The organism is Lacticaseibacillus sp. 22, from assembly GCF_055413445.1.
In genome coordinates this window covers 73,284-88,646 of record NZ_JBVAYD010000001.1, presented here as the reverse complement: position 1 = coordinate 88,646, position 15,363 = coordinate 73,284, and the positions used below count along the sequence as shown (strand labels likewise).

Here is a 15,363-nt window from a genome sequence, read left to right as displayed (position 1 = left end):
CTCACTGCTTGGCGGCCCCGGGTTGCAGTTTAGCCAACAGTTCCTGACTCTTGATTAATGCGCCTGCTTCTACATACAGATGGGTCACTGTTCCGGAAAATGGTGCGTGCACCGTTGTTTCCATTTTCATCGCTTCAATGACAAACAAAGCCTCACCTTTGGCCACATGCTGTCCTTGCTTAATGGCAACCGAAACAATTTTTCCGGCCATTGGGGCCCCGATTTGATTCTTATCGGTCGGTTCGGCCAACTGATGCTGCAAGCCGGCACTCTTTTGATGAGCGTCGCGGATCTGAATTTCCTGTTTCTGCCCATCAACGGTAAAGTACAATGTCTTCATTCCACTGGCGTCCGCTTTGCCAATGGCGTTTAGTTGAATAATCAATGTCTTGCCGGCCCGAATTGGGACCTCCACCGTTTCACCTAGGCGCATACCTTGAAAATAGGAAGGTGAATCCAATTTGGTCACCGGCCCGATTTGCTTTTGCTTGCGTGCATAAGCCTTGAAAACATCAGGATACAAAACAGCACTTAAAATATCTTCGGTACTTGGATCCGGCACACCTGCCGCGATTAAATCCTGTCGCACCGCCGCAAAATCAACCGGCTTGGCTAATTGTCCGGGACGCACGGTTAACGGCTTTTGTCCTTTTAGAATCTTTTCTTGTAAGGCTTTAGGAAAACCACCGACCGGCTGCCCTAAGTCGCCCTTGAAAAAAGCCACGACTGAAGCAGGAAAATCGTATTGCTCTCCGTGTTCCTTAACATCTTGCGGGGTCAAATGATTTTGTAACATAAACAATGCCATATCCCCAACGACTTTTGACGAAGGCGTCACCTTGATAATGTCGCCAAACAGCGTATTGACTTGCGCATACATGGCTTTAACTGCCTCAAAATCCGTAATGCCCATGCTGTGTGCTTGCTGTTGTAAATTGCTATATTGACCGCCTGGCATCTGGACAGTGTAAATATCGGTTAACGGACCGGTCACACCATTACTGAAGTCCGCATAATACGGACGAATCGCTTGAAAATATCGATTCAACAATTGCGCCTTTTCGATCGCGACTTCCGGCTGACGTTGATTGCCACTCAACGCGTAATACAGGCTTTCCAGACTCGGCTGACTGGTTGTCCCGGAAAAGCTGCTTTGCGCCACATCCACAATATCCACGCCGGCATTGGTAGCAGCCAGATAAGTTGCAATCCCATTACCGGTTGTATCGTGCGTATGCAAATGGATCGGAACTGTCACCGCATCCTTAAGTGCCGCGATCAATTCAGTCGCAGCTTGTGGCTTGAGTAGTCCCGCCATATCTTTAATGGCAATCATGTCCGCCCCGGCATCAACTAACTGCTTAGCTAAGTCGACATAATATGCCAACTGATATTTCGGATGGGCGTCACTTAAAATATCCCCGGTATAACACATGGTCGCTTCGGCAATCTTGCCAGCCTGCTTAACCGTATCAATACTCAAAGTCATCTGCGGCAGCCAATTCAAACTATCAAAGATCCGAAAGACATCCACACCGTCATTTGCTGCCTGGTTAATGAAGGCCTTAATAACATTGTCGGGATAATTTTGATATCCGACCGCGTTGCTACCCCGAAAAAGCATTTGTAACAAGGTGTGCGGTAAAGCAGCCCGCAACTTCTTTAAGCGCACCCACGGATCTTCATTCAAAAAGCGGTAAGCCACATCAAAAGTTGCGCCGCCCCAAACTTCCATTGAGAAGAGATTAGGCAAGCCGTTTCCCATATCCTCGGCGACCGTTAACATATCGCGGGTCCGCATTCGCGTTGCAAACAGACTTTGATGGGCATCGCGGAAAGTCGTATCGGTTAAAAGCAGCGCTGGATGAGCCTTGACCCAATCCGTAACCGCCTGGGCACCTTCATTTTTAAGTAGGGCCACCAAATCCGTCTGCGGTTTAGCAGCAGCAAAATGGCGTGTATATTGCAACTCCGGATAGTACTTTTGGCTTTGACGTTCAACGCCTTTAAAGCCGTTGACGGTTACATCGCTGATATACCAAAGCAACCGGGATGCAATATCTGGTTTCGCTTGCACTTGTAATAATTCCGGATGCGCATCAATAAAGGCCGTTTCTGCCTCACCGGTCCGGAATGTCTGAGTTGCCAGTAAATGTTCCAAAAAGGCGACGTTGGTCTTGACGCCGGTAATTTGAAACTCATGTAACGCGCGCTGCATCTTAGCCACTGCAGCAGGAAAACTAGGTGCGTGGACACTTGCCTTAACCAGTAACGAATCAAAATATGGACTGACAACGGCACCCGCATAGGCATTACCAACATCAAGCCGGATGCCAAAGCCGCCTGGTGACCGATAAGTATTAATCGTGCCGGTGTCAGGCATGAAGTTATTTTCTGGATCTTCAGTCGTAATGCGGCACTGAATAGCCGCCCCATTTTCCCGTAACGCATCTTGCTGTGGTAAGTGCAGGTCCGCAAATAAATCGGCCCCGGCAGCAATGCGCAATTGGGACTGAACAATATCGACCCCGGTAATCAATTCCGTGATGGTATGTTCCACCTGCACACGTGGATTAACTTCAATAAAGTAATACTGATCGCCATCGACCAAAAATTCGACAGTGCCGGCATTTTCATAATGCAGACTGGCCATTAAATCAACGGCGCTTTGACAGATACGGTTTCTTAATGCTAACGGCAGAGCCACAGCAGGGGCAATTTCAACAACTTTTTGCTGCCGGCGCTGAACCGAACAATCACGTTCAAAAAGGTGCAATAGATGCCCATGTTCATCGCCCAGAACTTGTACCTCAACGTGTTTGGCGGACGCAATATATTTTTCAACATACATCCGATCATCGCCAAAACTTGCCTTAGCTTCATTGACCGCATTTTGGTAAACGGCTTCTAATTCGGATTCAGAATGTACGATTCGCATGCCTTTACCACCGCCGCCGCTTGCCGCTTTTAACATAACCGGGAAGCCGTGCTTAGCCGTAAAATCCTGAATTTCGGTAAAATCACGCGTTGGCTCCGGTGTTCCCGGAATGGTCGTTAACCCAGCCTTGTGGGCAGCTTCCTTAGCCGCTACCTTATCGCCAAACACATCCAATAGTTCCGAGCGCGGTCCAACAAACGTCAGCCCGGCCGCACGTACTTTTCGCGCAAAGGTGGCATTTTCGGAAAGCAAACCATAACCGGGATGGATTGTATCCGCCCCGCTTTGCTTAGCGATCCGGATAATGTCATCCATATCCAAATACGCAGCGATCGGCGCCTTACCTGCTCCCACCTGATAACTTTCCTGGGCCTTAAAGCGATGAATCGACAAAGCATCTTCTTTGGCATAAATGCCCACGGTTTTTAGGCCCAGTTCTTCACAGGCACGGAAAATCCGAATAGCAATTTCGCCCCGATTTGCGACTAAAACTTTATGCATGCGTCTTCTCTACCTTTCGTTGCGTACGTTCGCTGTGATAACTAATATTAAGCATAATCCCTACTGCCATGGATAAAACGATCATACTCGATCCGCCGTAACTAATAAATGGCAATGTCACACCGGTCACGGGGATAACGCCTGCCACTGCACCCACGTTGAAAATGGTTTGCACCAGCATCATCGTCGCAATGCCATAAGCAATCAGGGTGTGATACGTATTTTTAGACCGAACCCCGATTAAGAAAAACCGCATCACTAAGAAAAATAATAAGCTTAAGATGACCACGGTTCCAACCAATCCGAGCTCTTCGGCAATCACTGCCAAAATGAAGTCAGTATATGGCTCCGGCAGATAACCCAGCTTTTGGCTGCTCATTCCCAAGCCGACTCCGAACCAGCCGCCATGATTGATCGCGTAAAGAGAATTGACCACCTGATTACCCGCAGCATTGGCTTTCTCAAACGGGTGAATCGCCGCTACCAGTCGCTGGTAGGCATAGTTATTTTCAAGACCGGCAAAATGGTAATGTGACACAATGTAGTACCCTAAGACGCCGGTTGCAATCAACCCCAACACCCAGAGCAGTCCATAACGCATGGGAATCCCGCTTGACATCACAACGACCAAGGTAATCAAGAAGAGAATCGCAAATCCGCCAGTGTCCGGCTCAATGAAAACCAAAAACATGATGACGCCGGCCATAAACAGCGGCTGCCACATTTGGTGTAACCGGAAATTTTCTTGCTGGAAACTGTTTTCACGCGATGACAACATGTGCGCTAAATAAAAAATCAAAATCATTTTGGCAAACTCGGATGGCTGTAATCGAAAACCGCCAATCGTAATCCAGGCCGATGCCCCATTGACCGCACGACCATGCAGGATCAAATAAACCAACAACACCAGCAAGGTACTCATCAAAATAAAAAGCACCCAGCGATTACGTAAAATCTTGAGTGACATCTTATAAAAGAAGAATACCGTTCCGATGCCAAGAATCACAAAAAGAATCTGCTGAACTAAGTATTTAGTTTCGGCGGCGCCATATTGACGTTGTACCCAATAGGCGCTGGCAGAATAAACCATGACGATCCCAATCGCACACAAAATCAGATACGGCACCAAGATGAAATAATCCACATGGCGTATTTTTTTCATTAGGAAAACGCGGCCTTTCAAGCAATGATTGGGTTAATTATAGCATACCGGCTCGTACCGCCAAGCCGCACTGGCAATCGGTAAGTGTCAACTTTTTCTCGGTTCTACTCTAATTAAGTGATTTCCGTTACTCCGAGCTGGCTCCGCGGTGGTGGCGGCTGGCGACCGCGCAGCTAGAGTGGTGGGCACGACTTCGAACCCGCAAAGACCGCGGTTTCGAAGCTCGGCCTTGGTCTAAAGCGGAGAAGCCCACTCCGCTTAAGACCAATTTCACCACTGAGCCCGCCACCGCTCCGCCAGCTCTTGCTTTCTATCTTAATATTCGAACAAGGTGACCCATCGCACTGCTGCTGGAATGTATCAGGAAGTTTAGTTTGTCTTAATCAGAAAAAGTCCTGAAAAAAGCCTCAAAGTTGCCATTGCTTATCATTAAGGTCATTGTCTACGGTGGTTAAGATATTTTTTGAAGAGGGCTTAATTTTTGAAATCAAAAAAGCCGCCAATAACTTGACGACTTTTTTAAAAATTATTTAGAAGCAGCAATCTTCTTACGCTTTGCAGCCTTTTGACGTTCGCCGGTGTTTAAAATCTTTTTACGTAGGCGAATGTTTTCCGGGGTGACTTCGCAATATTCATCATCGTTTAAGAACTCAATCGACTCTTCAAGCGTCATCTTCTTTGGCGTCTTGATGGCAGCTGCATGGTCTTTCCCGGCAGCACGGGTGTTTGTCAGGTTCTTACCCTTAGTAACGTTAACAGCAATGTCGTTTTCACGAGAGTTTTGACCGACAATCATGCCTTCGTAAACTTCCGTGCCAGCATTGATGAAGAGTTGGCCGCGATCTTCAACGGATTGCAAACTGTAGGTAGTCGCAGTGCCGGCATTGATAGATACCAACGCGCCTTGAGTACGACCCGGTTCCCAGTTCTTGATCACTGGCGCATACTTTTCAAACGTATGGTTCATGATGCCATAACCGCCTGTAGAAGATAGGAACTCGGTGGAATAGCCGATTAAACCACGGGATGGAGCAAGGAAAGTGAGCCGCGTTTGACCGTTGCCTTCATTTTCCATATTCTGCATTTCGCCTTTGCGTTGGCTCATAGCGTCAATAACCGTACCGGTGTATTGCTCAGGGGTATCGATTTGCACCGTTTCAAACGGTTCCATCGTCACGCCATCAATATCGCGATAGATAACTTCTGGCCGGCCAAGCTGTAATTCAAAGCCTTCACGCCGCATCTCTTCAACCAAGATGGAAAGATGGAGCTCACCACGACCGGATACCATCCAGGCACCGGCTTGATCCGTATCGTCAACACGCAACGAGACATCGGTTTGCAGCTGTGCCTTCAACCGTTCCTCTAGTTTCCGCGCCGTTACGTTCTTACCTTCACGACCGGCAAAAGGACTGTCATTAGCCACAAACATCATCTGCAAAGTCGGTTCGTCAATCCGTAAAATTGGCAAAGCTTCTGGCGTATCCGCAGCGGTCACGGTTTCGCCGACAAAGATGTCATCCATCCCTGAAACGGCAATCAAGTCACCGGCTTTAGCAGAATTGATTTCGGTCCGGGTTAAACCGAAGAAACCAAAGAGCTTGGTGACCCGGAAATTCTTTTGTGAACCGTCTAGTTTCATAACCGTTACATTGTCACCGATCTTGATCTTGCCCCGGAAAATCCGGCCAATCCCGATCCGACCAACGTAATCGTTATAATCCAACATGGCCACCTGAAACTGCAATGGTTCGTCACTGTTATCGATTGGCGCTGGAATCGTCTTGATGATGGTATCAAAAAGCGGATTCATCGTGTGCTTTTGGGTTGATAAGTCGGAATCCATACTTGAAGTCCCGTTAACCGCAGAAGCATAAACTACTGGAAATTCCAATTGCGCATCATCGGCACCCAATTCGATGAACAATTCAAGCACTTCATCGACCACTTCTTCAGGACGCGCACCAGGACGGTCAACTTTATTGATGACCACAATCGGTGTTAGATGCTGTTCAAGCGCCTTCTTCAAAACAAAACGCGTTTGCGGCATTGGGCCTTCGAATGCATCGACAACGAGCAAAACGCCGTCAACCATCTTCATAACCCGTTCTACTTCACCACCAAAGTCAGCATGCCCCGGGGTATCGAGGATGTTGATGGTGGTGTCGCCGTATTTCACCGCCGTATTTTTACTAAGGATGGTAATACCGCGTTCCTTTTCAATGGCGTTGGTATCCATCGCCCGGTCTTGTAATTGAATGTGTTGATCAAGTGTATCCGATTGTTTAAGCATCTCGTTAACCAAAGTTGTCTTACCATGGTCAACGTGGGCAATGATCGCAATGTTGCGAATATCGTCACGTGTTTTCACGTTTCTACTTCCTTTCTGCTGGCACTACTGGCCGCTTACCGCATTAAAAAAGTGCCAGCAACTGACACAGTTATACGATTTTGAATTATAACACATTCTACCCAATCTGTGTGAGTTTTCTGAAAAGTGAAGTGATTCACGCGAATGATTTGATGGAATTTTCTTTGGAATCCGTGCATCTAGGCCATACATTCAAAAAACTGACGGGAATCGTCTCCGCCAGTTTTTGAGGTTGCTCGTTAATGAGCGGCGTTAATGCGCCTGTTCACTTTTACCGGCCATCATGGCTAGAATCGTTTGATGTGCTTGCGGAGTCGCTGCCACGACAACGCCTGGCTGACTTAAGTTGATTGCCGAACCGTCTTCCCGACTAAATTCGACGCCCAAGCCTTGCGTAATCGCCATGCCTGCTGCAACATCCCAAGGCTGCAGATAGGAAACATAGCCGACTTGCCTTCCTAAGGCGACTTCAATAAATTCCATCCCGGCACTACCACTCATCCGCGCACCGGAACTAGCTAAGGCCACATCACCTAAATGCAAGCGATTCTTGATAGCCATGGGTCCTGCCACTCCCAACAAACCGTCCTTCAGTGGCAGATCCAGCAATGGCTTCAACTGACGGCCGGCAAACGTGACTGGTAGATTCGGACCGCCACTCAACACTTCATTGCGCATCACATCCATAATAGCCCCGACAATCGGTTGCCCATCACGATAGACACCGATCATCACCGCAAAATGTGCCTGCTGTTTAACAAAATTCATGGTGCCATCAATCGGATCGACAAAAAAGACCAACCCATTAAGATCCGTATCATCATGGCCGTGGCCTTCCTCGCCAATGATTCGCGCCGTTGGAAAATCGGTCTTGATATGTTCAATCAAAAATTGCTGATTGGCTTTATCGACATTGGTGACCAGGTCATTACGATTGCTTTTTTGGGCAACATCAAGTGGCTGTGCCATTGCTGTCAGAATGCGTTTCCGGCTAGCAGCAAACCAACCGATCAATGTCTCACGTATCTTTTCTGGATCTTGTGTCATGTTTAACTCACCCTCACCCTAATCTTTTGACTCACACCTTGGCGTGCCATTTGTACGACCGTGTACATCGAGTAACCAGAGAGTGTTTCAAATTCACGCCCCAGTTGACGCTCGGTTCCTTTATCCGGTACGACCTGCTTGAAACCCTTATAGGCAGCAAGTAGGTTATCCCGATCAACCCCATGCTCATAAGCATCCTCGACCAGTGCATAAAAGGTGGTCACTTTGATCTTTTCTGCCGTGGTCCAATCGAGATCTAAAGGATAATGATAGTTAGCTTTCATTCTTATTTGCTCCTTGTTCGATCGCTTCAATCTGGGTCTGGGCTGCTTGAATCGCTTGGCTTAAGGCAGCTTCTTCATCATCGGAACCTGCCACCATCGCCAACGTCACCACCCCGCGTTCATCCAATAAAACCGGCGAACTGCTAATCTGTCCTGTACCATCATCGGCATCGCGTAAGTGGGTAAAAGTGCCTATCACCCCATCACCGGCAAAAGCAGCTAGGATCGGTTCAACCAACTTGCCAAGCATCACGGTCAACGTACTGGCTAAGAAAGTCTGAACCGCCTTCACAGCCTCGGAAAAAATTGTCTGGTCATCCAGTAGGCGCAACACCGGCGTGGCACCTACATAGGCTCGGCTCCAAACCAGAACCGGCGTCTGACTGGTTCCGACCACATAGGCAGTCACTTGAGCGGCAGGAACAGCCAACCGCTCTGCTAGAAATTGTTCAAATTGCCAGGTTGCACCAAAAGTACCTAAACCGACAACCTGACGCTTATTCAAACCGGAAAATCGTTGAGCGAAATAGGTGAAAAGCTCGTCATGGGTCATGGCAACGATAATGCGACCCTTAAACCCTGCTGCCATTGCCGAATTTAGCACTTTCCGAATGGCCGTAATATTAGTGGCTACAAACCCCTCATCCGCTGGCGTCCCTGTATCAGTCAGAATCAAAACATCGGCTGCCTTTAGAACTTTGGGCGTCACCTTCACAAACGTATTGTGACAAATTTGACTCAAGGCCGTCAACCCGGCTACGTCAACCAATGTTTCATCAGGTTCATAACAGCCGACTTGCAAATCAAGCAATGACATAATCAGCATTTGTAAAAGCCCTTGTGTCCCCGTGCTGGCACCATGTACCACGACTCTTTGCATGAAAACCCTTCCTCTCAGCTGCGTTATCTATATTTTAGCGGAAGCGCAATCTTAAGACAAAATTAAACAGGGTTATTTTTGCAATTGTTAACTAACTGAAATATTGGTCCTTTTTCATGAAGTCCTTACACTCGCACTTTCGGTTTTGACTTTGTGCTTTCCCATCAAAAAAGTGGGCACGGACAATCAGTTGTCGATACCCACCTTAACAGTGCATCATGTTGGCAATATGAATCTACTTGCTAGATATTAATTGGCAACCCTAATGCAACTTCAGCATCATCCATAATGGTTTCACTTAAGGTCGGATGTGGATGGATGGTCAAAGCCAAATCTTCAGCGTTAAGTCCACCTTCAACCGCGACCGTTAATTCTGAGATCAAATCACTGGCACCGGCACCAGCAACTTGACCACCGATGACGGTTCCGTTTTCATCCGTAACCAGACGAACGAAGCCCTCGGTTTGCGCCAAACTTAAAGCACGGCCATTCGCCGCAAATGGAAACTTGCTTGCTTTAGCTTTAATGCCTTTATCCTTGGCCTCAGCAAGCGTCATGCCAGTTGTAGCCAGTTCTGGATCCGTGAAACAAACAGCCGGCATTGCTTTATAGTCAACCGCGCTTGCCTTGCCACTGATCGCCTCAGCCGCTATCTTACCTTCGTAACTTGCTTTATGCGCTAATGCAGCACCGGGAACAATGTCACCGATTGCAAAAATATTAGGCTTATTGGTTCGTCCTTGCGCATCGACTTTGATCAAGCCGCGATCCGTTGTTTCAATGCCAACAATGTCTAAGCCCAAATCATCGGTATTTGGCCGCCGCCCGACTGTGACCATCACATAATCTGCGGCAATGGTTTGTTCTTTACCGTCCGCTGTATAGGTTACCTTGACGCCATTGCCGGTATCTTCGGCTTCCTTCGCCATCGCGTTGGTAATCACTGTAACGCCGCGCTTTTTAAAGGAGTTCAAGACGAGTTGAACCATATCCTTTTCAAAGTTTGGCAAAATTGAGCTGGTGCCTTCAAGAATTGTGACATGTGCGCCTAAGTTGGCATAGGCGCTCGCCAGTTCGGATCCGATGTAGCCACCGCCAATCACCACGAATTCTTTTGGTACTTCCGGTAAGTTTAGGCCACCGGTTGAATCCAAAATCCGTTTGCCAAATTTGAAGCCTTTGATTTCAATTGGCCGGCTTCCGGTTGCAATGATCAAATTCTTGAAGGTGTATGTCTGAGCCGAGTCTTTTTGCATAACCCGCAGACTATGATCATCTTTCAAGAAAGCCGTCCCCATGATGGTTTCGATTTTGTGCTTTTTTAAAAGCATCGCAACACCGCTGGTTAACGTGTGCACAACCTTGTTTTGCTTCCAATCCTGGGTTTTTTTGAAATCAAGATCCGCGCCCTTGGCATTAATACCAAACGTGCTTGCTTCCAAGGCATCTTGATAACGGTGACCGGCATTGATCAAAGCTTTTGATGGGATACAGCCAACATTCAAACAAACCCCGCCAATGAAGGTATTCTCGATAACAGTTACCTTCTGACCCATTTCGGCTGCTCGGATCGCAGCTACGTAACCACCTGAGCCAGAGCCAATCACAACGGTGTCCAAATCGATTGCAAAATCGCCTACAACCATGCTTATCCCTCCATCAACAGCAGATCAGGGTCTGCTAACAATTTATCCATGAGATTCAATGCGGTTTGCGCCAAAGCACCATCAATCAAGCGATGATCATAACTCAAGCTCAGCTTCAACAGGTTACCGACAACAATTTCATTATCAGCGTTGACATATGGCTCTTTAGCAATTTTACCGACACCAAGGATGGCAACTTCCGGCTGATTGATCACCGGTGTGAACCAGCCGCCACCAATTGAACCAACGTTACTAATGGTCATGGAACCGCCGCGCATTTCATCTGGCTTCAACTTGCTGTCATATGCCTTTTGTGCATTGTCACTGATTTCCTTGGCAATTTCGAACATGCTCTTGGCATCAGCATTCTTGATGACCGGCACGTATAACCCATGATCCGTGTTCGTGGCAATCCCGATATTAAAGTAATGTTTGTAAACAATCTCATCGGTGGTGTCGTCAATTGACGCATTAAATTCTGGATATTCACGCAATACCGTGACCAAAGCTTTAACGATGTATGGCAAGAACGTTAATTTAATGCCTTTATCAGCCGCGTACTGCTTGTACTTCTTCCGATGCGCCATTAACTTGGACACTTCAACCTCGTCAAAGCTCGTGACATGCGGGCTCCGTTGTTTCGAGGCTAACATTGCCTTGGCAATTGCCTTGCGCGTTGGCGTCATCTTCTCGCGAGTCTCCAGCTCGGCTTCACTGCCGGTCGAAACGTAAGGCGCGACTGGCTGCGGTTTTGGCGCTGCCGGTGTTGCTGCTGGAGCTGGTTGCGCTGCTTTAGGCGCGGAGGTTGCTGCTGGCTGCGCAGGCGCTGCAGCAGGTGCCCCTGCTTTAAAGGCATCGATATCGGCTTTGGTAATGCGCCCATGCTTCCCGGTTGCTGGCACTTGTGAAATATCAATGCCTTGTTCGCGTGCATATTGGCGAACAGACGGCATCGCCAGAATTTCCCGATTTGGATCGGTGATGGCCGGTACTGATCCGGCAGCAGCTGGTGCCGCGGCCGGTGCAGCCGTATCCGTATTGGCTTGGGGTGCTGCAGCGGTACCCGATGCAACCGGCGTATCATTATGCCCCGGTGCGTCAATATCAACCAGCGCTTCGCCAACAGTTGCGGTTTCACCTTCTGGTACTAAAATCTTCAAAATTTTCCCTGAAACCGGTGAAGGAATTTCCTCGACACTTTTATCACTTTGAACTTCAAGCAGGGTGTCATCCTCCTTGATGTCATCACCTGGCTTCACGTCCCACTTAACGATCTCGCCTTCTGCCAAACCTTCGCCAAGTTCTGGCAGTTTGAATTCAAAAGCCATGTTGGCACCTCTTCTCTCTAGAAATTGACAGTTTCCCGAACTTTAGCTTCGATATCCTTAGCATTTGGTAACCAGATATTCTCCGCTTGTCCAAATGGGAATGGGGTATCTGGAGCCGCGACCCGACCAATCGGTGCCTCAAGCGATAAAATGGCCCGCTCGGAAATTTCACTGATAACATTGGCGGCAACTCCCGCCATCCGTTGTGCTTCCTGGACCACGACTGCTTTGTGTGTCTTTTTGACGGACGCAATGATCGTGTCAACGTCAAGCGGCGCTATCGTTCGTAAGTCGACAATCTCAGCGTTAATACCATCTTTAGCCAGATTATCAGCCGCCTTAAGCGCTTCACGAACCATCGCACCATACGTGATAATCGAAACATCAGTGCCTTCGCGGGTAACCGCCGCTTTGTCCAGTGGAACCGTATAAGTCCCATCCGGAACATCTTGCCGGAATGAACGATAAAGTTTCATGTGTTCCAGGAACAAAACCGGATCGTTACTGCGAATCGAACTGATCAGTAACCCCTTGGCGTCATATGGATTGCTTGGAATAACAACCCGCATACCAGGAAATTGAGCGATCAATCCTTCAAAATTATCACTATGCATTTCCGGTGTATGGACGCCACCGCCAAACGGTGCCCGGATCGTAATCGGCATGGACCGTGTTCCGCCCATCCGATAGCGCATACGTGACATTTGCCCGCCAATGCTATCCATCGTTTCAAAAACGAAACCAAAGAACTGAATTTCCGGAATTGGCCGCCAACCAGTCAAGGCAAGTCCAATTGCCAAACCGCTAATGCCTGATTCTGCCAATGGTGTATCGAAAACACGATCCTCACCGTGTTTGGCCTGTAAGCCATCGGTTGCCCGGAAAACCCCGCCATTCTTACCAACATCTTCGCCGAATACCAAGGTCTTAGGGTCGTTCGCCAACTCAACATCAAGCGCATCGGTAATGGCTTGGATCATTGTTTTTTGTGCCATGGTTACTTCGACTCCTTTCCTTGAAATTCTGCCAGTTGTTCAGCAACATTTTGCGGGGCAACTTCATAGGTGTCTTTCAAGAAGCGCGATACCGTCTGCTGCGGCGCTTTATCGGCCTTATTGATAGCATCTTTAATTTCATCCTTGACCTTTTCAATCAAGGCATCTTCTTTGTCTTTGCTCCACAAGCCTTTATCGGTCAAATAGTTGCGCATTCGAATTAACGGATCTCGTTTTTGCCATAACTCATCGGTCTCTTTGGAGCGATAACGAGTTGGGTCATCACCTGATAGCGTGTGTGGGCCATACCGATATGTCAACGTCTCGATTAAAACCGGTCCATTGCCAGCAGCCGCCCATGCACGCGCTTCCTTGGTGACTTCATAGACTGCCAAAGCGTCCATCCCGTCAACCTGCACGCCGGGAACACCGGCTGCAACCGCCTTTTGCGCAAGCGTTTTGGCTGCCGTCTGACTCGCCCGCGGCACGGAAATAGCAAAGCCGTTATCCTGAACAATAAACAGTGCCGGCGCTTTGAAATGCCCAGCAAAGTTAACGCCTTCATAGAAGTCACCTTGTGAAGTACCGCCATCACCCGTATAGGTGAAGGCCACCTCATCACTGCCATTTTTCTTCAAACCGAGCGCAACACCCGCAGTTTGAACATACTGCGCACCAATAATGATTTGCGGCGGTAATGCGTGAAAATCTTCCGGATACTCATTGCCGGCAACGTGACCGCGCGACCAGAGAAAAGCTTTGTCAAGCGGTAACCCGTGTTGAATCAATTGCGGTAAATCACGGTAAGCCGGAAGCAGCCAATCTGATGACTTCATAGCAGCGTGACTACCGATCATGCTGGCCTCTTCGCCTGCACTTGGGGCATAAAAGCCTAATCGTCCCTGCCGATTCAACGCTGTCGCCCTTTGATCCAGCACGCGTTGCCAAACCATTTTTGACATCAAATCGACCAGCTGATCATCACTCAAATCGGGCATAATATCAGGATTGACGACTTTACCAACTTCATCCAGAATTTGGATTGTGGGCTTAAAATCGGCATCTTGATTGTCCAACAGTTGCTTAAAATCAACTGCAGCATGCTGTTTTGCCATAATCAGAACCTCTTTCCATTCCTGTAGTCATTAACTCAGGAAAACTGTACTAATTAAAACTCCTACAAAGAAAGCGTAACATTGCAAAATTCTCGTTGCAAGCGTTTTATTTCAAGGTGAGCAAGAACTGACTTGCGATAAGATTGCCACTTATTCGAAAGCTTAATGGACTATAACAGAATACTTGTTAAACTAAAACACAAAGAAAGCATGCGCCTTCACAAGCGCATGCTTTCATAATTGAATTTAATGACCAAGCTTCACGAGACTGGATCTTGGTTGTGCCGAAAATCACTGGTTTTACTGTGATGTTTCATAGCCCCAACCAAGGTAGCGTGATGAGCAAATGCGATCTCTACCCGAATCTGCTCGTCTCGGTCTATTTGCTTATTTTTTAACATTTCAAGTGACGCAACTGATACAGCCAGACGGAAAATTCGGCAAATCTGTTGTAAGACCAATTTCATGCCGGCAACCGCACTCGTTACAAGTGAAGTTGGCGTTGTTGTAACAGATTGTCCAGCCAATTGCTTGAGTCCATGATCAAGCAATCCGTCATTTAAAACTGCGGTCACTGTTGCCTGGGTATCGGTTGCCATCACAGCACCGGCAATACCCACCCCGGTTGGCACCCGCCGATTTAACAAAATCAGCAGCCCGGCCAGGTCACGTGGCAAGGTTACGGATGCACCAGGAGCTAATGCAACATCAACCGGCAGCTTTTCTCCTGCTGTCAGCATTAAAACATCACCAACAACGAGATCTTGCGCGCGAACTTGACGAACCAATCCGTCACGCACGACCAACACTGGCTGCTGCGGCTGACCTTGATGGCGCGTGATTGCTTTTGCCAAATAAGCAATGACCATCACCGTCAAACTAGCCAAAATCGCAACAATAGCAGTTAAAAGCCAACTGTGGCTCATAACCAAGATTAAACTGCTCACACCAGCCAATGTCATCAGCAAGGGCAAAAAGAGATTCGTCTTGCTGATCGTTTCTTGGCGTATGGTAGTTGTTTTTTGGGCCTTCTGCGCTTCGTAGCGTGTCAGACCGCTTGATACCATCATCAACATCGACAAACTCCTTCCCGTAT

General features: G+C 48.0%; 11 protein-coding genes. All 11 read right to left on the bottom strand.

The annotated features are described in order from the left end of the window. Position 1: 1 nt before the first annotated feature. Positions 2-3,439 carry a pyruvate carboxylase gene (locus ACWP87_RS00375; protein WP_005685631.1) on the bottom strand — a complete coding sequence of 1,146 codons (3,438 nt, stop codon included), beginning with the start codon at positions 3,437-3,439 and terminating at the stop codon, positions 2-4. After that, the gene (locus ACWP87_RS00370; protein ID WP_005715717.1) at positions 3,432-4,601 is read right to left on the bottom strand and encodes an FtsW/RodA/SpoVE family cell cycle protein; all 1,170 of its coding nucleotides are present in this window, start codon (positions 4,599-4,601) and stop codon (positions 3,432-3,434) included. Before ACWP87_RS00370 ends, ACWP87_RS00375 begins: the two co-directional genes overlap by 8 nt. A 526-nt stretch (positions 4,602-5,127) precedes the next feature. Then, positions 5,128-6,972: a translational GTPase TypA gene (typA, locus tag ACWP87_RS00365; protein WP_014569611.1), complete on the bottom strand. Its 1,845-nt coding sequence runs from the start codon at positions 6,970-6,972 to the stop codon at positions 5,128-5,130. Between the two features lie 252 nt (positions 6,973-7,224). After that, the gene (locus ACWP87_RS00360; RefSeq protein ID WP_014569610.1) at positions 7,225-8,019 is read right to left on the bottom strand and encodes an inositol monophosphatase family protein; all 795 of its coding nucleotides are present in this window, start codon (positions 8,017-8,019) and stop codon (positions 7,225-7,227) included. 2 nt (positions 8,020-8,021) lie between these two features. Continuing rightward, entirely contained in the window at positions 8,022-8,303 is a 282-nt protein-coding gene (locus ACWP87_RS00355; protein WP_005685627.1) for a UPF0223 family protein, read from the bottom strand. Then, on the bottom strand, positions 8,293-9,183 hold the full coding sequence (locus ACWP87_RS00350; protein ID WP_005689193.1) for a Rossmann-fold NAD(P)-binding domain-containing protein: 891 nt from the start codon (positions 9,181-9,183) through the stop codon (positions 8,293-8,295). Before ACWP87_RS00350 ends, ACWP87_RS00355 begins: the two co-directional genes overlap by 11 nt. Positions 9,184-9,425: 242 nt before the next feature. Next, the gene (lpdA, locus tag ACWP87_RS00345; protein WP_014569609.1) at positions 9,426-10,829 is read right to left on the bottom strand and encodes a dihydrolipoyl dehydrogenase; all 1,404 of its coding nucleotides are present in this window, start codon (positions 10,827-10,829) and stop codon (positions 9,426-9,428) included. 2 nt (positions 10,830-10,831) lie between these two features. After that, a complete protein-coding gene (locus tag ACWP87_RS00340; RefSeq protein WP_014569608.1) occupies positions 10,832-12,157 on the bottom strand; it encodes a 2-oxo acid dehydrogenase subunit E2 in 1,326 nt (441 codons plus the stop codon). A 17-nt stretch (positions 12,158-12,174) separates the two neighbouring features. Beyond that, positions 12,175-13,152: an alpha-ketoacid dehydrogenase subunit beta gene (locus ACWP87_RS00335; protein ID WP_005685623.1), complete on the bottom strand. Its 978-nt coding sequence runs from the start codon at positions 13,150-13,152 to the stop codon at positions 12,175-12,177. 2 nt (positions 13,153-13,154) lie between these two features. Further along, positions 13,155-14,267: a pyruvate dehydrogenase (acetyl-transferring) E1 component subunit alpha gene (gene pdhA, locus ACWP87_RS00330; RefSeq protein WP_005685622.1), complete on the bottom strand. Its 1,113-nt coding sequence runs from the start codon at positions 14,265-14,267 to the stop codon at positions 13,155-13,157. Between the two features lie 260 nt (positions 14,268-14,527). Then, the gene (locus ACWP87_RS00325) at positions 14,528-15,343 is read right to left on the bottom strand and encodes an ATPase (protein ID WP_014569607.1); all 816 of its coding nucleotides are present in this window, start codon (positions 15,341-15,343) and stop codon (positions 14,528-14,530) included. Positions 15,344-15,363: the final 20 nt, after the last annotated feature.